The sequence below is a fragment of the Amycolatopsis sp. NPDC051903 genome (assembly GCF_044452505.1).
GTDB lineage: Bacteria > Actinomycetota > Actinomycetes > Mycobacteriales > Pseudonocardiaceae > Amycolatopsis.
Genome location: NZ_JBITBT010000008.1, coordinates 111,114 through 137,441 on the forward strand (window position 1 = coordinate 111,114; position 26,328 = coordinate 137,441).

Below are 26,328 nucleotides of genomic sequence, written 5' to 3' on the forward strand. Positions count from 1 at the left end.
GCAGCGAGCGAATGACCGTGACGACCCTGCCCGGAGACCACACCGACCACACCGGTTTCACCGGCACCGCCGCCGTGCGCCTGTCCGGCGTGCGCAAGGCGTTCGGCCCCGCCGGGCGCGCGGTGGTCGCGCTCGACGGCGTCGACCTCGACGTCGCGCCGGGGGAGTTCGTGTGCCTGCTCGGCGCGTCCGGCTGCGGCAAGAGCACGCTGCTGAACCTCGTCGCGGGGCTCGACGCGCCGTCGGCCGGTGAGATCACGCTCAACACCTCGCGCCCGGCCGTGATGTTCCAGGAAGCCGCGCTGATGCCGTGGCTCACGGCGAGCCGCAACGTCGAGCTGCCGCTGCGGCTGGCCGGGTTCGGCCGCGCCGAGCGCCGGCGCAAGGCCGCCGAGCTGCTGGACCTCGTGCGGCTCAACGGCGTCGGCAAGAAGCGGCCGCACGAGCTGTCCGGCGGCATGCGGCAGCGCGTCGCGCTCGCGCGGGCGCTGGCCGCGACGCAGCGGGTCGGCGGCGAGACCGAGCAGGCGCTGCTGCTGATGGACGAGCCGTTCGCCGCCCTCGACGCCATCACCCGCGACGTGCTGCAGAGCGAGCTGCTGCGCGTGTGGCGCAGCACGGGCACGTCGGTGCTGTTCGTGACCCACGACGTGCGCGAGGCCGTGCGGCTGGGGCAGCGCGTGGTGCTGCTGTCGTCGCGGCCGGGCCGGGTCGTGCGCGAGTGGACCGGCGTGGCGTCGGCCGACACCGAAGAGCTGACCGACGAGATCACGGGTCACCTGCGAAAGGTCATCAGCACCCATGCCGCAGCCTGACCGTTCCGGGGTCGACGAGCTCGACGCCGTCGGCTCCGGCCTCGACGCGCTCGACGCCCCGGTGGGGGAGCGCCGTCCGTCGTTCTGGCGGCGGTTCGCGTGGGGGTTCCTGCCGCCCGTGCTCGCGCTCGTGCTGCTTGTGGTGGTGTGGCAGATCCTGTGGGCGGCGGCGTTCTGGCCGGAGGCCCAGCTGCCCGCGCCGCTGGCCGTGTGGGACGAGTTCTGGAGCCGGCTCACCGACGGCGAGGTGTTCGGGTTCATCTGGACGTCGGTGCACCGCGCCGCGCTCGGGTTCGCCGCGGGCGTGCTGATCGGGACCCCCTTGGGCTTGCTCGTCGCCAAGGTGCGCGTGGTGCGCGCGGCGATCGGGCCGCTGCTGACGGGGCTGCAGAGCCTGCCGTCGGTGGCGTGGGTGCCGGCCGCGATCCTGTGGTTCGGCATCAACGACGCGGCGATCTACTTCGTCGTGCTGCTCGGTTCGGTGCCGTCGATCGCCAACGGGCTCGTGTCGGGCATCGACCAGATCCCGCCGATCCTGCCGCGCGTCGGCCAGGTGATGGGCGCGCGCCGGCTGTCGGCGGCCCGGCACATCCTGCTGCCCGCCGCGTTGCCCGGGTTCCTGGCCGGGTTGAAGCAGGGGTGGGCGTTCTCGTGGCGGTCGCTGATGGCGGCGGAGCTGATCGCGCTGTCGCCGCAGCTGGGAGTGGGCCTCGGCGCGTACCTGAACCAGGGTTCGTCGCTCAACGAGATCGAAACGGTGATCGCCGCGATCTTCCTGATCCTGCTCGTCGGGATCGGCATCGAACTGCTGGTGTTCCGGCCGCTCGAGCGGATGGTGCTGCGGGCGCGGGGACTCACCTCGTCGCTGTAGCGAGGGCTCGTCCGAACGGGGCAACGCGCATCCAGCACAATGTCGGATCGTGGCCCCCGGGATCCTGGCGTTGATCGCCGATCTGATCTTCGTCGTGCGCTTCCTGCGCGAGCCCCGCCGGTTCGGCAACGCCGTGTGGTTCGCGATCGCGCTCCTGTTCACGGCGCTGTGGCTGTTCAGCCTCACCGCCGGGCTCGTGTGGGTGCAGGTCGTGGTGCTGATCGTCGCCGGCGTGGTGGCGGCGACGTCCGCGCTGGTGCTGCCGTGGGCGCTAATCGCCAACGGGCTCGTGATGTGGCGCCGCGAGGGACACCGGCCGGCGAACCTGCTGTCGCTGCTGGCCGGGCTCGCGATGCTGGGGATCTACGGGGTGACGCTCGCTTCGCTCGTGTTCCTGCGCCAGTCGTGGCTGGTCGTGCTGGCGGCTTCGGCGCTGCTGCTGTCGGCGTACCTGGCGTTCGTGTTCACCGCGCTGCTGCTGTACTCCGTGCTCTACAGCCGCGTGAACCGCCGCGCCCGCGCCGACGCGGTGATCGTCCTGGGCTCCGGCCTCCTCGGCGACCGCGTCCCGCCGCTGCTCGCCAGCCGCCTCGACCGCGGCGCACAGGTCCTCCGGCGGTCGCCCGACGCGGTTGTCGTCGTCTCCGGCGGCCAGGGCAGTGACGAGCTCACATCGGAAGCCGCCGCCATGGCGTCGTACCTGGAGAACACCGGCGTCCCGCGCTCGGCCGTCCTGCTGGAAGACCGCGCCACGACGACCGACGAGAACCTCCGCTTCAGCGTCGACGTCCTGCGCCACCACGGCGTCTCCGGCCGCTTCCTGGCCGTGACGAACAACTACCACGTCTTCCGCACCGCCGTCCTCGCGCGCCGCCTGGGGTTGAAGCTGGACGTCATCGGCGCGAAAACCGCGTCGTACTTCGTGCCGAGCGCCTTCTTGCGCGAATTCGTGGCCCTGCTGGTGCAGTACAAGAAGACGAACATCGCCGCGTTCGTGGTGCTGGTCGGGTTCCCGCCGGCGCTCGCCCTCGCCACCCTCCTCTGACGGCTCGGCTCGGTTCGAGGAGCCGCCGCGCAAACGCTTGCGCGCGCTGACCAGCCAGGGGAGTAGGGCGGCGACCCGGTCGCCGACGGGCTTCGGCCCGCGGTCGCACCGACGACTCACTGAGCTGCTCGGTCGTGGCCAGCGTCGACGGGCTGGCCAGCGTGAACTCGCGGACCGGTTGCACACGGTTGTGCGCGGCGGCCGCTGCGGCGATCCCTCGGCGCCGTTGCTCGATTGCCCGTGCGAGGCGGAACCGGTCTGCGGGCACGAAGTTTGCTGGCCGGGTTGTGCGCGGCACTTGCCGAAGCGCAACTCGTCGTTTGCGCGCGGAGGCCGATCCGCGCATTCGGGCGCAATCTCGCTGGGGCTGGTTGCGCGCGGCGCCCATTGCCGCAGAACTGACGTCGGCTTTCCGGCCCGCCGGATCAGGCCGGCGAATCGGTCTCGGACGGGTGCGGCGCGCGCTGCGGCGGAACCGGGCGAGGCTTTCCGGCCTCCAGCGGCGTAGACGGACCGGCCCGCCGGCGTGAGCCAGCGGGCCGGGTGCGGGTGGCACTGGGGTCAGCGGCCGCCGCGGCGGGAGCCGGCGCGGGTGCCCGCGGAGAAGGCCGCGGCGCCGCGGCCCGGTTTCTGGGAGCGGTTCGACTGGGGCTGGCCGGAGCCGTTGCGGGATTGGCGCGGTTCGCCCTGTGCGCGGCCGTTGGCGGTGCGGGTGGTGGGAGTGCCGGCGCGGCCGTTGGCCGAGCGGCCGCCGGTGCCGGACGCGCCGGAGCGGGTCGGGCGGCCGGAGCCGTTGGCCGAGGTGCCGGTGCGGCCGGAAGGAGCGCCGTCGCGGGAGGTTCCGCGGCCGGTGCCGCCGCGGGTGGGGCGGTTGCGGCTGGGCGAGTCGTCCTGGCGGCGGGCGGCGGCGCGGGCGCCCTGGCCCCCGCGGTTTTCCGCGGCCGGGCCGCCGCGGCGGCCCGAGCGGCCCGCGCGCGGCGCCGAGGGGTCGGCGCCGGAAGCCGTGACCTTCTTCGGCCGGTTGTCGACGGCCGGGCGGCGGCTGAAGGTGCGTTCGCCGGGGGCGAGTTCCGTCAGCAGCGGGTGGCCGGGGCCGATCTGGGTGGTCGTGGGCTTGATGCCGGCCTTGCGGGTGAGGTCGCGGACGTCGGCGACCTGGTCGTCGGTCATCAGCGTGATGACGGTGCCCGACGCGCCCGCCCGCGCGGTGCGCCCGGAGCGGTGCAGGTAGGCCTTGTGCTCGACCGGCGGGTCGGCGTGGATGACGAGCGTGACGTCGTCCACGTGGATGCCGCGAGCCGCGATGTCCGTGGCCACGAGCGTGCGCGCGGTGCCCGAGGAGAACGCCTCGAGGTTGCGCGTGCGCGCGTTCTGCCCGAGGTTGCCGTGCAGTTCGACGGCCGGTACGCCGTTGGCGACCAGCTTGCGGGTCAACGCCTTCGCGCGGTGCTTCGTGCGCGTGAACACCAGCGTGCGCCCGGGCGCGGCCGTCAGGTCGACGAGCACCGGCAGCCGGTGCGTCTCCTCGAGGTGCAGCACGTGGTGCGTCATCGTCGCGACCGGCGACTGGGCCGAGTCGACGCTGTGGGTGACCGGGTCGTGCAGGAACTGCTTCACCAGCACGTCGACGCCGCGGTCGAGCGTCGCGGAGAACAGCAGCCGCTGGCCGGACTCCGGCGTGGCGGCCATGATGCGGCGGACCTCGGGCAGGAAGCCCAGGTCGGCCATGTGGTCGGCCTCGTCGAGCACGGTGATCTCGATCCGGTCGAGCTTCACCTCACCCGAGCGCATGTGGTCGGCCAGCCGGCCGGGGCACGCGACGACGATGTCGACGCCGTCGCGCAGCTTCGTGACCTGCGGGACGGCGCTCACGCCGCCGAAGATCGTGGTGGTCTTCAGGCCCAGCACCTTCGCGAGCGGCTGGAGCGTGGCGTCGATCTGGGTGGCGAGCTCGCGCGTGGGCGCGAGGATCAGCGCGCGCGGCCGGCCGGGGCGGCGGCGCGTCGGGCCGCCGGACAGACGCGCCAGCACGGGCAGCGCGAAGCCGTACGTCTTGCCCGAGCCGGTGCGGCCGCGGCCGAGCACGTCGCGCCCGGCGAGCGTGTGCGGCAGCGTCGCTTCCTGGATCGGGAACGGTGCGGTGACTCCCTGCGCGGCCAGCGCGTCGACGAGGGACTGGGACAGACCTAGTTCGGTGAATGTGGTCATAGGTGCGTGCGGGCGCGGGGTGCCCCGGTTCTCCATACGTGAGAAGGGTTGTCCTGCCCGGCGCAGACCTCGGGGGCCGCGGCGCGTGGTACTGACAACAAGGGCGGTCCGAGGCAGAACTGTGCGGACCGCAAGATCAGTATAACCGCCCGTGCCCGAACCGCCGAGTGAGTTTGCCCGCAGTCCCGGCGCCTTGCTAAGTTACCCGTCGGTAATCACGGAGGAGTGCCATGCTGCTGAACCCGCGGGCGTACGACCCGAAGTCCTTCGACCCGGAGACCCGGCGCCTGCTGCTCGCCACCATCGAGTGGTTCGAGACCCGCGGCAAGCGCAAGCTGACCGAGGACTACCACAACCGCACCTTCTACGCGGACTTCCTCGAGTTCGCCGGGCGGGAAGGCCTGTTCTCGACCTTCCTGACCCCGGCGGCCGACGCCGACGGAGACGAGAACAAGCGCTGGGACACCAGCCGCGTCGCCGCGCTTTCGGAAATCCTCGGCTTCTACGGCCTCAACTACTGGTACCCGTGGCAGGTCACCATCCTCGGCCTCGGGCCGGTGTGGCAGAGCGCCAACGAACCCGCCCGCAAGCGCGCCGCCGCCGCGCTCGCCGCCGGCGGCGCCGCCGCGTTCGGACTGTCCGAAAAGGACCACGGCGCCGACATCTACTCGTCCGACCTCGTGCTCACCCCCGCTGGCGCGGGCGGCTACCTCGCGAACGGCGCCAAGTACTACATCGGCAACGGCAACATCGCCCGCACCGTGTCGGTGTTCGGCCGCATCGAAGGTGTCGAAGGTCCCGGCCAGTACGTGTTCTTCTACGCCGACTCCGAGCACCCGGACTACCACCTGGTGAAGAACGTCGTGCCCTCGCAGATGTTCGTCGCCGAGTTCCGGCTCGAGGACTACCCGGTGCACGCCGAGGACGTCCTCCACGTCGGCGCGGAGGCGTTCAGCGCCGCGCTCAACACCGTGAACATCGGCAAGTTCAACCTGTGCTTCGGCGGCATCGGCATGGCCACGCACTCGCTGTACGAGGCGATCACCCACGCCCACAACCGGATCCTCTACGGCAACCCGGTCACCGACTTCCCGCACGTGCGCCGCGAATTCGTGGAGGCCTACGCGCGGCTGATCGGCATGAAGCTCTTCTCCGACCGCGCCGTGGACTACTTCCGCTCCGCCGGCCCGGACGACCGCCGCTACCTGCTCTACAACCCGATCACCAAGATGAAGGTGACCACGCAGGCGCAGAAGGTGATCGGCCTGGTCGCCGACGTCGTGGCCGCGAAGGGCTTCGAGGCCGACACGTACCTCGCGATGGCCAAGAACGACATCGACGGCCTGCCCAAGCTCGAGGGCACGGTCGCCGTGAACCTCGCGCTCATCGCGAAGTTCATGCCGAACTACCTCTTCGCGCCCCAGGACCATGCCCCGGTGCCGACCCGCACCGACGCCGCGGACGACGAGTTCCTGTTCCGCCAGGGCCCGGCGCGCGGCCTGTCCAAGGTGCGTTTCCACGACTGGAAAACGGCCTACGCCCGCGCCTCCCGCATCCCCAACGTCGCCCTGTTCCGCGAGCAGGCCGACCACCTCGTGCGCCTGCTCGCCGAAGCCACGCCCGACGAGACCCAGCAAGCCGACCTCGACTTCGGGCTCGCGCTCACGGAACTGTTCACCCTCGTCGTCTACGGCCAGCTGATCCTCGAACAGGCCGAGCTGATGGCGATCTCCGACGACCTGCTGGACCAGCTCTTCGCCGTCCTGGTGCAGGACTTCAGCGCGGCCGCCGTCGACCTCAACGGCAAGGCGAGTTCCACGGGCAAGCAGCAGGAGATCGCGCTGGCGGCGCTGCGCAAGCCCGTGGTGGACGGCGAGCGGTTCGCGCGCGTGTGGACGATGGTGCGCGACCTGTCGGGTGCCTACGAGATGAACCCGTGACGCCGGCCGGTCCGCGAAGCGGCGGAACCGGCCGCGAATCGGCGCAAGCGTGATCTTGCGGCACGAAACCGCTGGTCAGCGCAAGATCACCGGGCGCGCGTCCGCGTAACCGAGCGCAGCGGGCGCGGACACCTCCCGGCAATACTCCGTTCCTAGTTTTCGGCCCAGCCGGCCGGAAGGAGCGGACATGGGGCTCGCTGACAACCCGAACATGGAAGACTATTCCCTGCGCTACACACCGGCGTCGTTCCGGAAGTGGTCGCCGTGGATGGTGTTCCTCAGTTGCCTGGTCGGGATCTCGGCCATGGCGGGGTACGCGCTCGACGCGGCGTTCGTGGACGCCTTCGGTTTCGCCAACGCGATGATCGGTTTCCTCGTCGCCGCGGCCGTGACGCTGCCGCTCACGCTCGTGATCGCGTTCGCGATCGCCCGTCGCCACGTCGACATCGACCTGCTCACCCGTGGCTCGGGGTTCGGGTATCTCGGGTCCACGCTCACGTCGCTCGTCTACGCGACCTACACGCTGATCTTCCTCGCCTACGAGGGCGCGATCATGGCGCAAGCCGTGACGGCGCTGACACACCTGGCCATCCACCTGTCCTATGTGGTCGTGTCCGCCGTGATGATCCCGTTGACACTGTACGGGATGACGTTCAGCTCGAAGTTCCAGGCGTGGACGTGGCCGCTGTGGATCGCGCTGATCGGGCTCGCCATCGGCACCGCCGCGACGGCACCGGAAGCCGGGCACAACATGGTCCACCCCGCCACGGTCGCGCCGACCGGGCTCGCGGGGCTCACCGTGCTCGCCGTGTTCACGATCGCTGCCGCGCAGCTGTCGCTCGCCACGCAGGTCGGCGAGCAGGGCGACTACTTGCGGCTGATGCCCGATCCCACCTCGCGATCGCGCGGCCGCTGGCGGCTCGCGGTGATCATGGGCGGTCCCGGTTTCGCGCTCTTCGCCGTCGGCATCTTCTTCGCGTCGACGCTGCTGGTGGGCTACGCGGCCACGAAGATCGGGCCGGACCGGGTCACGGTGCCGGTGGACCTGTTCACCGCCGTGTACGAGCGGCTCACCGGCAACCACACGGTCGCGCTCGTGCTCGCCGGGCTTCTGGTGCTGCTGTCGCAGCTCAAGATCAACATCATGAACACCTACTCCGGCTCGCTGTCGTGGTCGAACTTCTTCTCCCGGCTGCTGCACCGGCACCCGGGCCGAGCCGCGTGGGTGTTCCTGCAGGTGGGCCTCGCGCTCGTGCTGATGGAGCTGGACATCTTCACGCACATCGTCGAGGTGCTGGCGTGGTACTCGAACGTCGGTGTCGCGTGGATCGCGGCGATGGTGTCGGACCTCGTGCTCAACCGGCGCGTGCTGAAGCTGGCGCCGAAGGAGCTGGTGTTCCACCGCGCGCACCTGTTCAACGTCAACCCGGTCGGCTTCGGCTCGATGGTGATCGCGGGCGCGGTGTCGATGGTCGCCTACTACGGCGCGTTCGGTGCCACGATGGCCGCGTTGTCGCCGTTCCTGGCGCTGGTGCTGGCGTTCTTGTTGCCGCCGGTCGTGGCTGTTGTGACGCGGGGGCGCTGGTACGTGGCGCGCCGCTCGGAACTGCCGGTGGACGCGGGTGAGCTGCCGTGCTCGGTGTGCGAGGGCAGCTACGACGTCGGCGACATGGCGACCTGCCCGTTCCACGGCGGCACCATCTGCTCGCTCTGCTGCTCCACCGAGGGCAAGTGCAAGGACGCGTGCAAGCCCAGTGCGTGGCGGCCGGTCGATCTCGGAGTGCCCGTCGTGCCCGCCCGCACCCCGGAGCTGACCGCCGCCTCGACATCGCCGGAGGTGGCGCCGTGACCGCCGCGTTGCGGGTTAACACCCGGGTGACACCGGGGACTCCGGCGGGCAATCTCCGGTGCCTACGGTCCGGCGGCGTGAGGAGCCCGGTGAACAGGGCGGACGACGTGCGCAGACTGCGGGATCTGCTGCGCTCGGCGGTGCAGGGCGGCCGTTTCCCCGACGGGCTGCTGCCCGCGGAGGCCGAGCTGAAGGCCGCCCACGGGGTGTCCCGCGCGACCGTGCGCGAGGCTCTCGCACTGCTCCGTGCCGAAGGGCTGATCGAGCGGACGCAGGGTGTCGGCACCCACGCCGTCGCGCGCCCGGTGAGCACCGGGATCACCGAGGCACACGGGGCAGCGGCGCCCTCGCAGGCGAGCCTGCTCAACCGCCGCACGCGGCCGCGAGTGCTCGACCGGTCCGTGGTCGCGCTGCCCGCGGTCGCCGCGGACCGCCTCGGCGTCACGGCCGGAACCCCGTGCTTGCGCCTCGAATACGTGGCGCTGCACGAGGAGGAACCGTTGTGGTTGGCCACGAATTACGCGCTGTTCCCAGAGGCGGAGAAGCTGCGCGACTGCCCGTTCGTCACGGACTGGTACGCGCTGCTGGCCGACGCCGGGGTCGAGTTGGGCTCCTCCGAGTTCGTGATCGGCGCCGAGACCGCGGACCCGCTGACCGCGGCGGTGCTCGGCGTCCCGCCGGGCGCGCCCGTACTCGCCGTGGAGCAGACCTTCGCCGACCCGCGGGGCCGGCTGTTCGACCTCGCTTTCGTCCACACCCGCGCGGACCGCTTCCGGTTCGTTTCGCGCGGCACCCGCACTCCCGCCCTGGAGGAACTTCGATGAGCTCGATCGACCCCACGACGCTGACCGGCGCCGCCACCGCCCTGCGCGAGGGCACTGTGACCTCCGCCGGGCTCACTGAGGCGGCGATCGCCCGTGCCGACGCGTGTGATGCGGAGGTCGGCACCTACCTCACCCGCTTCGACGACTACGCCCGCGAACGCGCCGCGGTCGCGGACGCCGAGCTGGCCCGCGGCCTCGACCGCGGCCCACTGCACGGCATTCCCTTCGGTGTCAAGGACATCCTCGCGATGGCGGAAGGCCCGACGACCGCGCAGAGCCTCGTGCTGGACCGGTTGTGGGGCCAGGGCAAGGACGCGCCGGTCGTCGCGCGGCTCAAGGCCGCCGGTGCGGTGATCACCGGGAAGACGACCACGATGGAGTTCGCGTGCGGAATGCCCGACGCGACGAAGCCGTTCCCGGTGCCGCGCAACCCGTGGGACGCCGCGACGTGGCCCGGCGGGTCCAGCTCGGGGACCGGCAGCGGGGTGGCGGCGGGCATGTTCCTCGCCGGCCTCGGCACCGACACCGCGGGCAGCATCCGCATCCCGGCGGCGTTCTGCGGGGTGAGCGGGCTGATGCCGACCTTCGGCCGGGTGCCGAAGTCGGGGTGCGTGCCGCTCGGGTACAGCCTCGACCACATCGGGCCGCTCGCGCGCAGCGCCGAGGACTGCGCCGCCGTGCTGCAAGTCATCGCGGGATCGCACCCGAGCGACCCCGACTGCGTGGACCCGCCGTTCGCCGCGCCCGAGCTCGGCGGTGATCTGGCCGGGCTCCGGATCGGCGTGGTCCGGCAGCACCACTTCCCGGCGGAGGCGGACCCGGCGCTGGCCGGGGTGTTCGAATCCGCGGTGGCCGAGCTCGCAGCGCAGGGCGCGCAGCTCGTCGAGGTGGAGCTGCCGTACTGGCAGGAGATGATCACCGCGGACCTGGTCACCATGAGCTGCGAGGCGCTCGCGTACCACCGGGCGGACCTCACGAAGCGCTGGGACGACTACTTCGTCGCGACCCGCGCGATGCTCGCCCTCGGCGCCACGGCGTCCGGCGCGGACTACGTGCAGGCACAACGGGTGCGGCGGGTCGCGCAGGACGCGATCGGCCGGCTGTTCCACACGGTCGACGTGGTGGTCAGCCCGACGGCCGCGGTCGGTGCCCCGGCGTTCGACAGCCTGGTGGGGGCCGACGGCACCGTCGACGTCGGCGCGCTGTTCTCGGTGGTCTTCACCCCGTACTGGGACTCCGTGGGCAACCCCGTCCTGGCCGTGCCGATGGGCTTCACCGCCGCTGGGCTGCCGCTCTCGATGCAGCTCGCGGGGCGCGCGTTCGACGAGGCGACCGTGCTCCGCGCCGGCGCTGCGTTCCAGCGTGCGACCGACTGGCACCTGCGCACTCCGGAACTCGCCGCGACCGCCGCGGCAGCCTGACCCGAAGGGAATCGGAATGTCCGAAGTAGACACCACCGACGCCGTGCGGCGGATGCTCGGCGCCGCGGGTTTGCCGGCGAGTGAAGCGGAACTGGCGCGCTACGCGGCGGCTTATCCCGCGCAGCGGTCCGGATTGGACGCGCTCTACGCGGTGCCTGCCGCCCGCTACGCCGAACCGGCGCTGCGGTTCCGCGCCGAGTCGACCGTGGAAGACTGGGCTTCGTAGCCGCGATCACGGAATCGGGCCTCTGCCGGCGGGCGTTCACCGTGCGGCAGAGGCCTGTTTCCCCTTCGCTTCGCACGCGGCAGACTCGCAGCGTGAGCACCTTCGCGGCCCAGGCCATCCGCACCCAACGGCTCGACCTCCTTCCGCTGCACGTCGAGCACGCCGACGAGATGGCCGCGGTGCTGGCCGATCCGGCTCTGCACACCTTCATCGGCGGCACGCCGGACACGCCCGGAGCGTTGCGCTCGCGCTACCGGCGCCTGACCGCAGGCTCTCCCGACCCGGGCGTGTCCTGGTTGAACTGGGTGATCCGCCACCGCGGCGAGTCTTGCCTGACGGGCACCGTCCAGGCGACAGTCAGCTGCGCCGGCCACGGCCCCGTCGCCGAGCTCGCCTGGGTGGTGGGGACTCCGTGGCAGGGAAGGGGCATCGCCACAGAAGCGACCCGAGGTCTCATCGCCTCGCTCGACCGGCAGGCAGTGCTCACCGTCATCGCCCACATCCACCCCGAACACCGGGCATCCGCTGCCGTCGCCACGGCCGCCGGGCTCACACCGAGCGATGAACGGCACGAAGGCGAGATCCGATGGCGCCGGGGCGCCGGCCGATGACTTCGAACCGTTGTTCCGCACGACCCAGAAGGGGGCCGTAACCGGGAAACGGGCCTCTGCCACCCGGTGCGCGGCGTGCAGAGGCCCGTTTCGCCTGCGTCCTACTTGCCGAACCCGGCGCGGCGCAGGGCGTCGGCCATGGCGCCGCCGCCGAAGTTGCCGCCACCCTGTTGCTGGCCGCCGCGGCCCTTGCCGCCGCGGTTCTGCTGCTGGCCGCCGCGCCGCTGGCCGCCGCCACCCTGACCGCCACCGCCGCCCTGGCCGCGGTCGCGGCCGCCGCCACCGCCGCGGCGGTCCTGCGACGAGGCGCCCGGCTCGTCGTCCAGGCGCAGCGTCAGCGAGATCCGCTTGCGGGGCACGTCGACGTCGAGCACCTTGACCTTCACGATGTCACCCGGCTTCACGACGTCGCGCGGGTCCTTCACGAAGTTCTTCGACAGGGCCGACACGTGGGCGAGGCCGTCCTGGTGCACGCCGACGTCGATGAACGCGCCGAAGGCCGCCACGTTGGTGACCACGCCCTCCAGGCGCATGCCCGGCTTGAGGTCGCCGATCTTGTCCACGCCTTCGGCGAACGTCGCCGTCTTGAAGGCCGGGCGCGGGTCGCGGCCGGGCTTCTCGAGTTCGGTCAGGATGTCGGTGACGGTCGGGAGCCCGAAGGTCTCGTCGACGAACTCGGCGGGCTTGAGCGCCTGAAGCGTGCGCGCGTTGCCGATCAGCTCGCGGATGCCCGAGCCGGTGCTGTCGAGGATCCGCCGCACCACGGGGTAGGCCTCGGGGTGCACGGCGGACGAGTCGAGCGGGTCGTCGCCGTCCGGGATGCGCAGGAAGCCCGCGCACTGCTCGAACGCCTTCGGCCCGAGCCGGGCGACCTCCTTGAGCGCCGTGCGCGTGGTGAACGGACCGTTGGTGTCGCGGTGGGCGACGATGTTCTCCGCCAGCGACGTGGTGATGCCCGAGACGCGCGTGAGCAGGGGAGCGGACGCGGTGTTCACGTCGACGCCCACGGCGTTCACGCAGTCCTCCACCACCGCGTCGAGCGAGCGCGACAGCGACACCTCGGACAGGTCGTGCTGGTACTGCCCGACGCCGATCGACTTGGGGTCGATCTTCACGAGCTCGGCCAGCGGGTCCTGCAGCCGGCGCGCGATCGAGACGGCACCGCGCAGCGACACGTCCATGCCCGGCAGCTCCTGCGACGCGAACGCCGACGCCGAGTACACCGAGGCGCCCGCCTCGCTGACCACGGCCTTCGTCAGCTTGAGGTCCGGGTGCTTCTTGATCAGCTCGACCGCCAGCTTGTCGGTCTCGCGCGATGCCGTGCCGTTGCCGATCGAGATCAGCTCGACGTCGTGCTTGGCGGCGAGCGCGGCCAGCTCGGCGATCGACTGGTCCCACTTGTTCGCCGGCTGGTGCGGGTAGATCACGTGCGTGTCGACGACCTTGCCGGTCGCGTCGACCACGGCCACCTTCACACCGGTGCGGAAGCCCGGGTCGAGGCCCATCGTCGCGCGCGTGCCGGCCGGGGCGGCCAGCAGCAGGTCGCGCAGGTTGGCCGCGAACACGCGCACGGCGTCGTCCTCGGCTGCCTGGCGCAGCCGCATCCGCAGGTCGATGCCCAGGTGCAGGAGGATCTTCGTGCGCCAGGCCCAGCGCACGGTGTCGCCGAGCCACTTGTCGGCCGGGCGGCCCTCCTGCTTGATCCCGAACTGCTGCGCGATCCGCATCTCGTAGTCCGTCGGCCCGACGCGCGGCTCCGCGTCTTCGGCCCGCGGCTCCTCGGGTTCCATCGACAGGTCGAGGATCTCCTCCTTCTCGCCGCGCAGCATCGCGAGGATGCGGTGCGAGGGGAGCTTCGTGTACGGCTCGGAGAACTCGAAGTAGTCGGCGAACTTGGCGCCGTCGGTCTCCTTGCCGGCGCGGACCTTCGACGCGAGGTGGCCCTCGCCCCACATCTTCTCGCGCAGCTCGCCGATGAGGTCGGCGTCCTCGGCGAAGCGCTCCACGAGGATGGACCGCGCGCCGTCGAGCGCGGCCTGCGCGTCGGCGACGCCCTTGTCCGCGTCGACGAACACCGCGGCGGCCGCCTGCGGGTCGGTCGACGGGTCGCTCAGCAGCCCGTCGGCCAGCGGCTCCAGTCCCGCCTCGCGGGCGATCTGCGCCTTCGTCCGCCGCTTGGGCTTGTAGGGCAGGTAGATGTCCTCGAGCCGCGACTTCGTGTCCGCGGCGATGATCTGGGCTTCGAGGGCTTCGTCGAGCTTGCCCTGGCTCCGGATCGACTCCAGCACGGCCACGCGGCGCTCGTCGAGCTCGCGCAGGTAGCGCAGGCGCTCTTCGAGCGTGCGCAGCTGCGCGTCGTCGAGCATGCCCGTGACCTCTTTGCGGTATCGGGCGATGAACGGCACGGTCGACCCCCCGTCGAGGAGGTCGACGGCCGCCTTGACCTGCCCTTCGCGCACCCCCAGCTCTCCGGCGATGCGCTCCTCGACCGACTGCACGCTCACAACAGGCTCCTGATCCTTCTCGGTGTCCCGTGGCGAGCATTCTGCCGTCCGGGGCACCGCGACTTTCGTATGGGCCTGTCGAACCGTTCCTTGACACCGAGATTGGTCTAGTCCACTTTGTGGTGACGTACTTCACTCTTGTGTGGAGGTCCCCACCGTGTCCCCTCGGAAATCCAGACTGGCGCTCGGTTCGCTGGTCGCCACCGTGGCCGCGTGCCTCGGTATCACCCTCGCCGTCGGAGGCAGCGCTTCGGCGGCCAACATCCTGGCCAACCCCGGCTTCGAGAGCGGTAGCCTCGCGGGCTGGACCTGCAGCGGCTCCGCGTCCGTCGTGTCGAGCGGTGCCCACAGCGGGAGCAACGCGCTGAGCGCCGCGCCGTCGTCGTCGGACACCGCCCAGTGCGCCCAGCAGGTGCCGGTGAAGCCCAACACCGCGTACCGGCTCTCGGCGTGGGTGCAGGGCAGCTACGTCTACCTGGGCGTGTCCGGCACCGGCGGCGCCGACAGCAGCACGTGGACGCCCGGCACGAGCGGCTGGAGCCAGCTGTCGCTCGACTTCACCACGGAAGCGTCGACCAGCGTCACCGTCTACTTGCACGGCTGGTACGGGCAGCCGGCGTACCTGGCCGACGACGTGAACCTCGACGGCCCGGGCACCCCGCCGCCGACGACCCCGACCACCCCGACGACTGCGTCCACGACGCCGACCACTTCGCAGCCGCCGGTCGTCGGTGACCTCGCGAAGCACGTGCTCACGGGCTACTGGCAGAACTTCTTCAACGGCGCGAAGGCCCTGCGGCTCGCCGACGTGCCGAAGAGCTACAACGTCGTCGCCGTGGCCTTCGCCGACGCCACCGGCACGCCGGGTGCCGTGAGCTTCACGCTCGATTCCGGCCTGTCCGCGCAGCTCGGCGGCTACACCGACGCGCAGTTCCGCGCCGACGTGAAGACGCTGCACTCGCGCGGCCAGAAGGTGATCATCTCCGTCGGCGGCCAGAACGGCACGATCAGCGTGAGCGATTCGGCGTCGGCGACGAACTTCGCCAACTCCGTGAAGCAGCTGATCTCGACCTACGGCTTCGACGGCGTGGACATCGACCTCGAAAACGGCGTCAACCCCACCTACATGGGGCAGGCCCTGCGCAGCATCCACTCCGGCGGCGGCTCGATCATCACGATGGCCCCGCAGACGATCGACATGCAGTCCACGCAGGGCGGCTACTTCCAGCTCGCGCTGAACGTCAAGGACATCCTGACGGTCGTCAACATGCAGTACTACAACTCGGGCACCATGCTCGGCTGCAACGGCCAGGTCTACGCCCAGGGCACCGTCGACTTCCTCACGGCGCTCGCGTGCATCCAGCTCCAGGGCGGCCTGCGCCCGGACCAGGTGGCCCTCGGCCTGCCCGCCTCGGGCTCGGCGGCGGGCGGCGGCTACCAATCACCGGCCAACGTGGTTTCGGCGCTGAACTGCCTGGCCCGCGGCACCGGCTGCGCGGGCTTCAAGCCCTCGGCGACGTACCCGGCGATCCGCGGCGCCATGACCTGGTCGATCAACTGGGACGCGACCGCCGGGTACGCGTTCGCGAACACCGTCGGAGGCGGGCTCGCGAACCTGCCTTAGGAGGTGTTCCGGACAGACCTTGGAAGGACTCCCGCGACGGCAGGGGAGGGCGTCGTCGCGGGAGTTCCTTTCAAGACACCCCCAGTGCACGTGCTCAGAGGGGGGTGACCACGTGCCGGGGGTAAGCCTGCCGTGCGCCGGTAGGTGAACCTGTTGAGGGGTTGTTGAATCCGCTGGTCAGACCGTCTTTGGCGAGTCGACGATCGGCAGTGCGTCATGCTGCGGGCGGTCCGCGGGGCGGCGATGGGGTGGTCGGCACGCCGAGCTCGCGCACAGTCCGGATCGCCACCCCAACCTCCCCGATGGCTCTGGCTCAAGCCGAAAGGTCGTCGCGGACCGGGCTCCGTTCGGCGTCGCCACCGAACTGGTGAAGGTCACGTCGGCTGGCGACCGGTGGCTGGGCGACCTCGCGGAACTCGGCGGAAAAGGCGCGTTCGTCAAGGAGATCGACGCCGAACTGTTGCGCGGCGAAGCCGACCTGGCCGTTCACTGCCTCAAGGACATCCCCGGCGACGTCCCGATCGCCGACGGCCTCGCGCTCGCGGGCCACCCCACCCGTGATGACGTCCGCGACGCTGTCATCACCCGCGACGGCAGGCCTCTCGGCGAACAGAAACCGGGCGCCGTCGTCGGCACCAGCGCGGGTGCGCCGCACCGCGCAGTTGCGGTTGCACTACCCGCAGCTGACCGTGAAACCCTTGCGCGGCAACGTCAACACCCGGCTGGCCCGCCTCGACGAAGGGCACTTCGACGTGCTCGTCGCCGCCGTGCCGGGGCTCGTGCGGGTCGGCCGGCAGCACCGCATCACCGAAATCCTGCCGGTCGCGACCATGTGCCCGCCCGTCGGCGCGGGGATCGTCGCTCTCGTCGCCCGCGCCGACGACACCGAACTGCTCGACCTCGCCGGCCACCTCGACGACCCCGGCACCCACCGCCAGGCCGACGCCGAACGCGCCATGCTCCACGCACTCCAAGGGCACTGCAACAGCCCGATCGCCGGCGTCTGCACGACCGAGCCCACCGGCCGGCTCTCGTTGCAAGGCAAGGCGTTCACCCTCGACTGCACGTGGTGGCTCGACTCTCGCCACGAGGGCGTCCCCGACGACCCCGCAGCCCTCGGGTCCTTGGTCGGCTCCGACCTCCTGCGCCGGGGAGCCCGCGCCATCGTCGACGCCATTCCCCACTGACCACGCCCGGGAACGCGCCCGAAGAGACGATCACCCCCGAACGTCGACGATCGGCAACCGCAACGCGCCGGGGGCGGTAGGGGGTACTGCCGGGTGGCGCGGGGCGACCGGAGCCACCCGCCGGTACGGCTCGCCCGGAGCCGGGCGGGGGTCGGCGTCGCCGTTGTTGGGCCAGAGGGCCAGGGCGCGTTCGGCCTGGGCGGTGATGGTGAGGGACGGGTTGACGCCCAGGTTGGCGGAGATCGTGGAGCCGTCGACGATGTGGAGGCTCGGGTAGCCGTGGACGCGGTGGTACGGGTCGACGACGCCGGTGCCGGGGGAGTCGCCGATGGTGCAGCCGCCGATGAAGTGGCCGGTGATGGGGGTGTTGGCCAGGTCGGTCCAGGCGCCCTGGGGCAGGCCGCCGATCTTGGCGGCCACGCGGCGGGTGACCTCGTGGCCCGCGGGGATCCAGTCGGGGCTCGGTTCGCCGGTGCCCTGGCGGGTGGTCATGCGCCGGCCGAAGAGACCGCGCTTGGTGTACGTGGTCACGGAGTTGTCGAGCGTCTGCATGACCAGCAGGCCGATCATCCGCTCCGACCAGTGCCGCGGGTTGTGCAGGCGCGGCAGGTCGCGCCAGCGGCGCGCCAGTTCCCGCAAGCCCAGCGCCCACCGCCGTTTCCCCGGAACCGCGTCGACGAGGACCGTGGCCATCAGGCCCATCACGTTGCTGCCCTTGCCGTAGCGCACCGGCTCGACGTGGGTGACCGCGTCGGGGTGGATGGACGACGTGATCGCGACCCCGCGCGTGTAGTCGGTGTCCTTGCGCAGCGACCGCGCGGCGAGCACGGCCTCGGAGTTCGTGCGCGCCAGCACCCCCAGCCGCGGGGACAACCCCGGCAACGTCCCGTCGTCGCGCAACTTGTGCAACAGCCGCTGCGTCCCGAGCGCGGCGGCGGAAAACACCACTTGCCGCGCGGTGAACGTCCGGCGGCCCTTGCGCACCCACCGGCCCGTGCGCTCCGTGTCGACCGCGTACCCGCCGGCCACCGGACGCACCGAGACGGCCGTCGTCAGCGGGTGCACGACGGCACCCGCCCGCTCGGCGAGGTACAGGTAGTTCTTCACGGTCGTGTTCTTGGCCCCGACGCGGCAGCCGGTCATGCACTCGCCGCAGTGCGTGCAGGCGCGGCGGGCGGGACCGGCGCCACCGAAGAACGGGTCGGGTGACTCCTCGCCGGGCCGCGCGCCGAAGTACACGCCGACGGGGGTGCGGTGGTAGGTGTGCCCGATGCCCATGTCGTCGGCGACCTCGCGCAGCACCTCGTCGGCGGGCGTCGTCAGCGGGTTCTCGACCACGCCCAGCATCCGCTTGGCCTGGTCGTAGTAGGGCGCCAGCTCGTCCTTCCAGTCCGTGATGTGCGCCCACTGCCGGTCGCGGTAGAACGCGTCCGGCGGCTCGTACAGCGTGTTCGCGTAGACCAGCGAACCGCCGCCGACGCCGGTGCCGCTCATCACGAACGTGTTCTTGAGCAACGTCAGCCGCTGGATGCCGTACAGGCCGAGCTTCGGCGCCCACAGGTACTTCCGCAGCCGCCAGGACGTCTTGGCGAACTCGTCGTCGGCGAAGCGCCGCCCGCTCTCCAGCACGCCGACGCGGTAACCCTTCTCCTGCAGCCGCAACGCCGTGACGCTGCCGCCGAAGCCGGAGCCGATCACCAGCACGTCGTAGTCGGTGTTCACGAACCCACCACCCGGAAGTCGGCCGGGTCGAGGACCCGGGTCCTGCGGTCGTACTCCGTCACCAGGCCGGGCCAGTTGGTGCTCACGCGCCCGTCGGCCTGCCGGTACCAGCTCGTGCACGCGCTCCACACGCTGTGGCCCAGCCGTTTCTGCACCTCGCGGTCGTAGCGCTCCTCGACCTCCGGGCGAACGTCCAAGTAGGACACTCCCGGGCGCGCGAGCTGCTCCACGGCCTGGCGGATGTAGCGCGCCTGCCGTTCGATCATGTAGATGATGGAGCCCGCGCCGAGGTTGGTGTTGGGGCCGTAGACGCAGAACAGGTTCGGAAATCCGGGCACCGTCATCCCCAGGTACGCCCGCGCGCCGCCGCGCCACGCGTCGTCGAGGGTGCGCCCGTCGAGGCCCAGCACCTTCATCGAACCGAGGAAGTCGGTGGCGTTGAACCCCGTGCCGTACACGAGCACGTCGGCTTCGTGCTCCACGCCGTCTTCGGTGCGCACGCCGTGCGGGGTGATCTCGCGGATGCGGCCGGTCTCGACGTCGACATTCGGCTGCGCCAGTGCGGGCAGGTAGTCGTTGGTGAACAGGATCCGCTTGCAGCCCAACGGGTAGTGGGGCTTGAGCTTGCGCCGCAGCGCCGGGTCCTTGATGTGCCGGTGCCGCAGCTGGGCCGTGCGCAGCTCGAAGAGCCTGGCCAGCACGGGGTGGCGCGTCATCGCGTACGTCGCGTACTCGGCCAGCAGGAAGATCCGCAGCCGGCCGAGCAGCTGGGTCGCCGGGAGGGTTTCGAACAGCCGCTTCTGCCAGCGGGCGTAGCGCGTGTCCTTCTTCGCCATGACGTACGGCGCGGTGCGCTGGAAGATCGTGAGCTTCGCGGCCTGCTTCTGCAGCGGGGGCACGAACTGGATCGCGCTCGCGCCGGTGCCGATCACGGCGACGCGCTTGCCGGCCAGGTCCGCTTCGTGGTTCCACGTCGCCGAGTGGAAGGCGACGCCCTCGAAGCTGTCGCGGCCCGGGATGTCCGGCAGCACCGGGCGCGACAGCTGCCCGACGGCCGGCACGAACACGTCGGCTTCGTACGTCTCGCCGCCCGCGGTCTCGACGCGCCAGCGGCCCTGGTCGAACGTCGCGGCCGTGACCTCGCGCCCGTAGCGGATGTGGGTTCCGAGGTCGTGGTCGGCGATCACGCGCTTGAGGTACGCGTGGATGTCCGGCTGCATCGAGAACCGCTTCGGCCACCGGGGATTGGGCGCGTAGGAGAACGAGTACAGCGGCGACGGGATGTCGCACGCCGCGCCGGGGTAGGTGTTTTCGCGCCACACCCCGCCGGGCTCGCCCGCGCGCTCGAGGATCGTGAAGTCGTGGAAGCCGGCCCGCTTCAGCTCGATGGCCGTGCCGACCCCGCCGAACCCGGTGCCGACGATCAGCACCGACGGCGTCCTTGGCGTGTCACCCATCCCCAGGAAGTTACCGACCGGTTCGCCGTGGCGGAAGGACACGAACGGTCAGAGAATCGAGAATTCCGGCCAGTGGTCAGGCGGGGTTCAGCCGGACGTCGTGCTCGGCTTCGGGTTCGGCCCACTTGAGCAGCCGGCGCCCGGCGCTCTCCAGCGCGGACACGTCGCGCTTCGGCAGCCGTTCGAACGGCGTGAGCACGACCGTCGCCCGTTCGCGCGCGGTCTCGACCTCCCAATAGCCTTTCACGTACCCGCCGGCCAGCACCGTGCCCTTCACGATGCCGTTCTGCGAGATCACGCGCTTGCGGTGCTCGTCGGAGATCACACGCGTGCGGTCGGCGTAGGACAGGATCGGCTGCTCGAACGGGGCCAGCAGCCGCGGCGGTGCCGGCACGTCCTCGCCGGGCAGCGTGGCCTCGGGCAGGTCGTAGAGCGTCCGGCCGGCGTCGTCGAGGTACGTGCGCAGGTCCATGCTTTCGACGACTTCACCGAGCTTCGTGAGCCCGGACCACGTCTGCACGTCGGCGACCGACGCCGGGCCGAACGCCTTGAGGTAGCGCCGCACGAGCTGTGCCAGCGACGGCACGGCCGAAGTACCGGCGAGCCAGGTGTCGGCGACCTGGTACGTCGGCTGCCCGGCCCGGCCCCAGACCCCGCGCGGCGGGATCTGCACCAGCGGCAGGAGACAGCGCACCAGGTGCATCAGCGAGCCGCCGGGCCGCTCGGGCCACCGCTGCGCGAGCGCGGTGCCCAGCTGACCGCTCGTGTGCGGGCGCTGCGCGAGCAGGGCGCGCGCCTCGTCGGCGACCGCGCCGTGGTCCAGCCCGGCCACGAGCGCGGCGTGCTGGGTGTTCGTCTTGAGGTCGCGGTCCATCACGGGCTGCACGAGCGGGCGCCAGGCCAGCGCGTCGGCCGCCGTCACGAGGTGCACGGTGCCGCGCATCAGCACGAGCCGCACCACTTCGCGCTCGATCAGCAGCTTCGCCAGGTCCTCGGGCCGGAAGCCGTGCAGGCGCGTCCAGAGCGCGTAGTACGGCGGGAACGGCGCCTGCGCCTGCAATCCGGCGAGGTGCTCGACGGCTTCGAGTGCGGACAGGTTCACCCGGCGCAGGAGCAGCTGGCGGTCGAGCGTCGCGCGGTTGAGGGCGCGCCGGCTGAGCTTCATGAGGTGAGCGTAGCCAGCACCGCGGACAGTTCCGGCCCTCGAGAGGCGCGGGCCGCGGCCCCTGATCGATAATTCCGGCCATGGCAGAGCTGGCGGCCCCCGCGGTCCGCGACTGGGACTTCCCGCGCGGCACCGCGAGCGTGCTGCTCATGCTCGGGTTCGCCGAGGACCACGGAGTGCCCGCGGAGAAACTGCTGGCCGGCACCCCGCGCGAAGCGCTCACCGGCCCCGAGAAGCAGGTGGACGCGCGGCAGGAGCTGGCCGTGGTGCGGGCGCTCGTCGCGCACACCGGCGGTGGCGACGACCTCGCGCTGGAGCTGGGCCGGCGCTACCGCGTGACGACGTTCGGCATCTTCGGCTTCGCGTGCATCAGCAGCCCGACGATGCGCGACGCGATGCTGTTCGCGCTGCGCTACCTCGACCTGAGCTTCACGTTCTCCATCCCGCACGTGGAGCTCGACAGCCGCGGGATCGGCTTGGTCCTGGACGATTCTCGAGTGCCGGCCGACGTCGCGCGGTTCCTCGTGCTGCGGGACCTGGCGGCGATCCACACGGTGATGAAGGACCTGCTGCCGGAGATCTCCGTGCGGGGCCTGGAGTTCGGGTTCCCGGCGCCGGCGTCGGTGAAGTCCTATGTGGACATATTCGGCGTCGCGCCGCGGTTCGGCGCCGACCGGAACCGGGCGAGCTTCGACCCCGCGCTGCTGACGATGCCGCTGCCGCAGGCCAACGAGCAGACCGTGGCGCTGTGCGCGGCCCAGTGCGACGCGCTCGTGGCGCGCAGCCGCGAGCGGTCCGGCATCTCGCAGCTGGTGCGGGAACGCCTGGTGCGCCTCGGCGGCGTCGACGCCGGCATGGCGGAGGTCGCGCGCCAGCTCGCCGTGAGCCCGCGGACGCTGCGCCGCCGGCTCACCGAAGCCGGCACGGGGTACCGGCAGCTCGTGGACGAAGTTCGGCAGACCCTCGCCGAGGAACTGCTCGACACCGGTGCGCTGTCCGTGGAGGACGTCGCGCTGCGGCTGGGTTACGCCGAGGCGTCGAGTTTCATCTACGCGTTCAAGCGCTGGACGGGGATGACACCGGCGGCCTACGCGCGGCGGTCCGCTCCGCGAGCACGGCCGGGTAGGTGACCTCGAGGAGGTTCATGATGGACTCCACGAGGAACGTCCGCAGTTCGTCGCGCTCCAACGTCCCGCGGATCAGCCATTCGCGCGACGCGGCGCGCAACATCCCGCCGTACGAGCGGATCATCGCGCGCAGCTGTTCACGGCCTTCGCCGACGTCGGTCATCAGTGCCGCGGCCAGCACGCGGTCGGCCGCGACGTCGTCGGCCTCCAGCATGATCCGCTCGATCTCCGGGTCGCGGCCCGCGGCCTCGGGGCCGATCGCCGTGAGCCACGCGTCGCGGTTGCGGTCCACCACGTCGATCCAGCGCTCGATGCCGACCTCCAGGCGGCGCCGCACCGGTCCGTCGGGCAGCGCGTCGACCACGGGCGCGGGCACGATCATCATCTGCCGCACCACTTCGAGGTACAGCTCGCGCTTGCCGCCGAAGTAGTGGTTGATCAGGGGCCTCGCCACCCCCGCGGCCGCAGCGATGTCCGAAGTGGACACTGACGCGTAGCTGCCTGCTCCGAACAGCCGCCGCGCCACCGCGAGGATCTCGGCCCTGCGTTCGGCCGGTTCCAGCCGGCGCCGCGTGGGCCGGGTTCCGGTGCTCATCTCGTCAGCCTCGTCGTCGGTCGTCGTGCTGTCAACAACTTGTTTACTGCGCGTAAAGAATGTGGTTCGGTGTTGCGCACGACGGTATTTGGGCGGTCGGACGCTGTCGTTATCCAACCGGAATAACCGGCCGGTAACTACGCCGCCCCCTCGCGCGACGGATGGACTGGGGGCTCGGCGCTGGGGTAGGAGCACATGAGCGATGCGGAGGGCGGCGCGACGGGGCCCGCCGGGCGCTGGGTCAGCGTGCGCTTGCAACGCCGCCAGGTGTGGGTCGACGAACCCGCCTGCGCGGCCGACTGCACCGGGGACTGCCCGGTGGACCCGGGTTTGACGATGTCCTACGACGGCATCGCCATCAGCAACTTCGCCGACGGCGAACTCGTGGCCGAACGCTGGATCCCGCTGGGCGCGGAACCCAGCGAGGAAGACGACGAGGTCCTCATCGAGCAACTGCGCGCCGCCATGCTCTGGCAATCGCACCAACCACCCCACAGCACCACGGGCGATTAACGCTTGCCCCGTGGGACTTCCCGGCGCGAAGTGTCACATCAGGACAGTCGGGGGTGCGGGTCTTCGTGCTGTGACAGCACACCTCGCGATTGCGCGAACGTCTCCTCCGCGGCGGCCTTCGGGCAGAGTTCCCTGTGTGGCCTTGACTTCCGCTCGCCGGCGCGGAATCCGGCGCGAAAGCCCTGGGGTGCGGGGATTGTCGGATCCCTGCTCGGGAAATTCCCGAAAATCCCCGCGACGTCAGGATCGCAGGCCGTCGAACGCCATCTTGCAGACGGCGTCCGCGAGGTCCTCGGCCGAGGAGCCGCGGCGGGGGCGATACCACTCGATGAGCGAGTTCACGGTGCCGAACAGCAGGCGCGCGGCGACCGCCGGCTCGATGTCGGGGCGGACGTCGCCCTCGGCTTCGGCCTGTTTGACGAGATCGGTCACCAGGTGGTCGAACTCGCGGCGGCGGGCCAGCGCCGCGCGTTCGACCTTCGTGTTGCCACGCACGCGCAGCAGCAGCGTCACGAACGGCAGCCGGTCGGCCAGCACGAGCACGCTGCCGCGCACGAGGTGTTCCAGGCGGTCGATCGCGCGGCCGTCGAGGCTTTCGGTCGACGCGGCGATCTCGAACAAGCCGTCCAGCGCCCGGTTCACGGCGAGCCGCAGGAGTTCTTCCTTGCTGGGCACGTGGTGGTAGATCGCGGACTTCGTGATGCCCAGCTTGCGCGACAGGTCCTCCATGCTGGTGCCGTCGTAACCGCGCTCGTTGAACAGCTTCACCGCGACCTGCAGCAAGGACTCCAGGTCGTACCCGGGCCGCCCCCGCCGGGCCGGGGCGGTGTTCACGCCGCCTCCGCGGGAGGAAGTGCGCCGGCCGTGGTCACGTCCGGTCCCGCTCGTCGATGACCCGGCGCATCTTGCCCACCGACCGCTCCAGGGTGTCCGGATCCACCACGTCGACCCCGACCGTCACGCCGACGCCGTCCTTCACCCCGGCGATCAACGCGGCGGCGGCGGCCGTGCGCGCGTCGGCCGACGCGTCGTGGCGGGCCTCGACGCGCACGGTCAGGTGGTCGAGCCGCCCGCGCGTCGAGCGCACGAGCTGGAAGTGCGGGCTCAGCGCCTCGACGCGCAGCACGATCTCCTCGATCTGCGTGGGGAACACGTTCACCCCGCGCAGGATGATGAGGTCGTCGCTGCGCCCGGTCACCTTCTCCATGCGCCGGAACGCCGGCCGCGCGGTGCCCGGCATCAGCCGCGTGAGGTCGCGCGTGCGGTAGCGGATGATCGGCAGCGCCTGCTTCGTCAGCGAGGTGAACAGCAGCTCGCCCTGCGCGCCCGAAGGCAGCACCTCTTCGCCGAACGGATCGATCACCTCGGGGAAGAAGTGGTCCTCCCAGATGTGCAGGCCGTCCTTGGTCTCCACGCACTCCTGCGCGACACCCGGCCCCATCACCTCGGACAGGCCGTAGATGTCCACGGCGTCGAGCGCGAACCGCTCCTCGATCTCCGCGCGCATCTGCTCGGTCCAGGGCTCGGCACCGAAGATGCCGACCTTGAGCGAGCTCGCTCGCGGGTCCACGCCCTGGCGCTCGAACTCGTCGAGCAGCGTCAGCATGTACGACGGCGTGACCATGATGATCTCGGGCTTGAAGTCGGTGATCAGCTGCACCTGCCGCGCGGTCATGCCGCCCGACGCCGGGATCACGGTGCAGCCCAGCTTTTCCGCGCCGTAGTGCGCGCCGAGCCCGCCGGTGAACAGGCCGTAGCCGTAGGCCACGTGCACCTTGTGCCCGGGCCGCCCGCCGGCCGCGCGGATCGAGCGCGCCATCACGGTCGCCCACGTGTCGAGGTCGTCCTCGGTGTAGCCGACGACGGTCGGCTTGCCCGTGGTGCCGCTGGACGCGTGCAGCCGCCGGACTTGCTCCTGCGGCACGGCGAACATCCCGAACGGGTAATTGTCGCGCAGGTCGGCCTTGGTGGTGAACGGGAACTTCGCGAGGTCCGCGAGCTCCTTGCAGTCGTCCGGGTGCACGCCCGCGTCGTCGAACTTCTTGGTGTAGAAGGGCACCTTGGTGTACGCGTGGCGCAGCGACCACTGCAGGCGCTCGAGCTGGACGGCGGCGAGTTCGTCGGTGCTCAGTCGTTCGGCGGTGTCTTTCATCGGGTTTCCCGGCTCTTCTCGATGACGCGGCTGCGGCCGCGGAACTCGGCGACGACCTCGGGGCCGCCGGGGGTGTCCCGGTGCACGGTGACGTCGTAGATGCCGTTGCGGCCGTAGCGGGTGCGCTCGGTGGCCGTGGCGACGAGGTGGTCGCCGAGCCGGCCTGCCGCGACGAACGAGATCTCCGCACCGGAGGCGACGGTGACCGGCCCGTGGGTGTTGCACGCGAGGGCGAACGCGGTGTCGGCCAGCAGGAACACGAACCCGCCGTGGGCGATGTCGTGGCCGTTGACCATCGACTCCGTCACCTTCATGGTGGCGACGGCGCGGCCGTCGGCGGCCTCCACGAGCTCGATGCCCAGGCCCTTCGACGCCTCGTCGGTGTCGAACATGGCGTGTGCCGCGTTGCGCGTCGTCACGGGCGGCGACCTCCCGGTGAGTTACTGACCGAATGGCCGGTAAATCAGCGGCC

General features: G+C 71.2%; 22 protein-coding genes and 1 pseudogene. 14 read left to right on the forward strand and 9 right to left on the reverse strand.

Going from position 1 to position 26,328, the window contains the following annotated elements:
• Positions 1-11: 11 nt before the first annotated feature.
• From ACIA77_RS20225 to ACIA77_RS20235, 3 genes are read left to right on the forward strand one after another with little or no spacing between them, the layout of a single operon-like run.
• Complete coding sequence (locus ACIA77_RS20225; RefSeq protein ID WP_395887432.1) at positions 12-815, forward strand: ABC transporter ATP-binding protein; 804 nt, start codon at positions 12-14, stop codon at positions 813-815.
• Positions 802-1,686 (forward strand): ABC transporter permease, encoded by an 885-nt coding sequence (locus ACIA77_RS20230; protein ID WP_395887433.1) that lies wholly within the window; start codon positions 802-804, stop codon positions 1,684-1,686. The genes ACIA77_RS20225 and ACIA77_RS20230 overlap by 14 nt, the downstream gene beginning before the upstream one ends.
• A gap of 49 nt (positions 1,687-1,735) precedes the next feature.
• On the forward strand, positions 1,736-2,731 hold the full coding sequence (locus ACIA77_RS20235; RefSeq protein ID WP_395887434.1) for a YdcF family protein: 996 nt from the start codon (positions 1,736-1,738) through the stop codon (positions 2,729-2,731).
• Positions 2,732-3,292: 561 nt separating this feature from the next.
• Here ACIA77_RS20235 and ACIA77_RS20240 read toward each other — a convergent pair.
• On the reverse strand, positions 3,293-4,939 hold the full coding sequence (locus ACIA77_RS20240) for a DEAD/DEAH box helicase (RefSeq protein ID WP_395887435.1): 1,647 nt from the start codon (positions 4,937-4,939) through the stop codon (positions 3,293-3,295).
• Between the two features lie 230 nt (positions 4,940-5,169).
• On the opposite strand from ACIA77_RS20240, the gene ACIA77_RS20245 reads away from it, so the two are divergent.
• The 6 genes from ACIA77_RS20245 to ACIA77_RS20270 all read left to right on the forward strand — a co-directional run bounded on the left by ACIA77_RS20245 (position 5,170) and on the right by ACIA77_RS20270 (position 11,810).
• Positions 5,170-6,879, forward strand: coding sequence for an acyl-CoA dehydrogenase family protein (locus tag ACIA77_RS20245; protein WP_395887436.1), 1,710 nt, complete (start codon positions 5,170-5,172; stop codon positions 6,877-6,879).
• A 187-nt stretch (positions 6,880-7,066) separates the two neighbouring features.
• On the forward strand, positions 7,067-8,728 hold the full coding sequence (locus tag ACIA77_RS20250; protein ID WP_395887437.1) for a purine-cytosine permease family protein: 1,662 nt from the start codon (positions 7,067-7,069) through the stop codon (positions 8,726-8,728).
• 89 nt (positions 8,729-8,817) lie between these two features.
• The gene (locus ACIA77_RS20255) at positions 8,818-9,552 is read left to right on the forward strand and encodes a GntR family transcriptional regulator (RefSeq protein ID WP_395887438.1); all 735 of its coding nucleotides are present in this window, start codon (positions 8,818-8,820) and stop codon (positions 9,550-9,552) included.
• Positions 9,549-10,973 carry an amidase gene (locus ACIA77_RS20260; RefSeq protein ID WP_395887439.1) on the forward strand — a complete coding sequence of 475 codons (1,425 nt, stop codon included), beginning with the start codon at positions 9,549-9,551 and terminating at the stop codon, positions 10,971-10,973. Before ACIA77_RS20255 ends, ACIA77_RS20260 begins: the two co-directional genes overlap by 4 nt.
• Before the next feature lie 16 nt (positions 10,974-10,989).
• The gene (locus ACIA77_RS20265) at positions 10,990-11,199 is read left to right on the forward strand and encodes a hypothetical protein (RefSeq protein ID WP_395887440.1); all 210 of its coding nucleotides are present in this window, start codon (positions 10,990-10,992) and stop codon (positions 11,197-11,199) included.
• A 92-nt stretch (positions 11,200-11,291) separates the two neighbouring features.
• The gene (locus tag ACIA77_RS20270) at positions 11,292-11,810 is read left to right on the forward strand and encodes a GNAT family N-acetyltransferase (protein WP_395887441.1); all 519 of its coding nucleotides are present in this window, start codon (positions 11,292-11,294) and stop codon (positions 11,808-11,810) included.
• Between the two features lie 101 nt (positions 11,811-11,911).
• On the opposite strand, the gene ACIA77_RS20275 is transcribed toward ACIA77_RS20270, so the two are convergent.
• Positions 11,912-14,314 (reverse strand): Tex family protein, encoded by a 2,403-nt coding sequence (locus ACIA77_RS20275; RefSeq protein WP_395887442.1) that lies wholly within the window; start codon positions 14,312-14,314, stop codon positions 11,912-11,914.
• Between the two features lie 157 nt (positions 14,315-14,471).
• On the opposite strand from ACIA77_RS20275, the gene ACIA77_RS20280 reads away from it, so the two are divergent.
• The 3 genes and pseudogenes from ACIA77_RS20280 (at position 14,472) to ACIA77_RS20290 (ending at position 17,125) form a co-directional block, all read left to right on the forward strand.
• Positions 14,472-15,938 carry a chitinase gene (locus ACIA77_RS20280; RefSeq protein WP_395887443.1) on the forward strand — a complete coding sequence of 489 codons (1,467 nt, stop codon included), beginning with the start codon at positions 14,472-14,474 and terminating at the stop codon, positions 15,936-15,938.
• A 367-nt stretch (positions 15,939-16,305) separates the two neighbouring features.
• A pseudogene (locus tag ACIA77_RS20285) lies at positions 16,306-16,521 on the forward strand (hydroxymethylbilane synthase); the annotation flags it as partial.
• 61 nt (positions 16,522-16,582) lie between these two features.
• Positions 16,583-17,125 (forward strand): hypothetical protein, encoded by a 543-nt coding sequence (locus ACIA77_RS20290; protein ID WP_395887444.1) that lies wholly within the window; start codon positions 16,583-16,585, stop codon positions 17,123-17,125.
• A 30-nt stretch (positions 17,126-17,155) separates the two neighbouring features.
• Here the strand turns inward: ACIA77_RS20290 and ACIA77_RS20295 are convergent, their stop codons facing one another.
• From ACIA77_RS20295 to ACIA77_RS20305, 3 genes are all read right to left on the reverse strand, one after another.
• Entirely contained in the window at positions 17,156-18,847 is a 1,692-nt protein-coding gene (locus ACIA77_RS20295) for a GMC oxidoreductase (protein WP_395887445.1), read from the reverse strand.
• Positions 18,844-20,304 carry a flavin-containing monooxygenase gene (locus tag ACIA77_RS20300; RefSeq protein ID WP_395887447.1) on the reverse strand — a complete coding sequence of 487 codons (1,461 nt, stop codon included), beginning with the start codon at positions 20,302-20,304 and terminating at the stop codon, positions 18,844-18,846. Before ACIA77_RS20300 ends, ACIA77_RS20295 begins: the two co-directional genes overlap by 4 nt.
• 76 nt (positions 20,305-20,380) lie before the next feature.
• On the reverse strand, positions 20,381-21,469 hold the full coding sequence (locus ACIA77_RS20305; RefSeq protein ID WP_395887448.1) for a winged helix DNA-binding domain-containing protein: 1,089 nt from the start codon (positions 21,467-21,469) through the stop codon (positions 20,381-20,383).
• An 80-nt stretch (positions 21,470-21,549) separates the two neighbouring features.
• Here ACIA77_RS20305 and ACIA77_RS20310 point away from each other — a divergent pair, with 80 nt between their 5' ends.
• A complete protein-coding gene (locus tag ACIA77_RS20310) occupies positions 21,550-22,599 on the forward strand; it encodes an AraC family transcriptional regulator (protein ID WP_395887449.1) in 1,050 nt (349 codons plus the stop codon).
• On the opposite strand, the gene ACIA77_RS20315 is transcribed toward ACIA77_RS20310, so the two are convergent.
• A complete protein-coding gene (locus ACIA77_RS20315) occupies positions 22,526-23,191 on the reverse strand; it encodes a TetR/AcrR family transcriptional regulator (protein WP_395887450.1) in 666 nt (221 codons plus the stop codon). The genes ACIA77_RS20310 and ACIA77_RS20315 overlap by 74 nt on opposite strands.
• 195 nt (positions 23,192-23,386) lie before the next feature.
• Here ACIA77_RS20315 and ACIA77_RS20320 point away from each other — a divergent pair, with 195 nt between their 5' ends.
• A complete protein-coding gene (locus ACIA77_RS20320; protein WP_395887451.1) occupies positions 23,387-23,704 on the forward strand; it encodes a hypothetical protein in 318 nt (105 codons plus the stop codon).
• Positions 23,705-23,944: 240 nt separating this feature from the next.
• Here ACIA77_RS20320 and ACIA77_RS20325 read toward each other — a convergent pair whose 3' ends face one another.
• Genes ACIA77_RS20325 through paaI form a run of 3 tightly spaced genes read right to left on the reverse strand, consistent with a single transcriptional unit; the run spans position 23,945 to position 26,248 of the window.
• On the reverse strand, positions 23,945-24,538 hold the full coding sequence (locus ACIA77_RS20325) for a TetR/AcrR family transcriptional regulator (RefSeq protein WP_395887452.1): 594 nt from the start codon (positions 24,536-24,538) through the stop codon (positions 23,945-23,947).
• Positions 24,539-24,572: 34 nt separating this feature from the next.
• Positions 24,573-25,856, reverse strand: a complete 1,284-nt coding sequence (paaK, locus tag ACIA77_RS20330; protein ID WP_395887453.1) for a phenylacetate--CoA ligase PaaK — start codon at positions 25,854-25,856, stop codon at positions 24,573-24,575.
• Entirely contained in the window at positions 25,853-26,248 is a 396-nt protein-coding gene (gene paaI, locus ACIA77_RS20335; RefSeq protein ID WP_395887592.1) for a hydroxyphenylacetyl-CoA thioesterase PaaI, read from the reverse strand. Before paaI ends, paaK begins: the two co-directional genes overlap by 4 nt.
• Positions 26,249-26,328 lie beyond the last annotated feature (80 nt).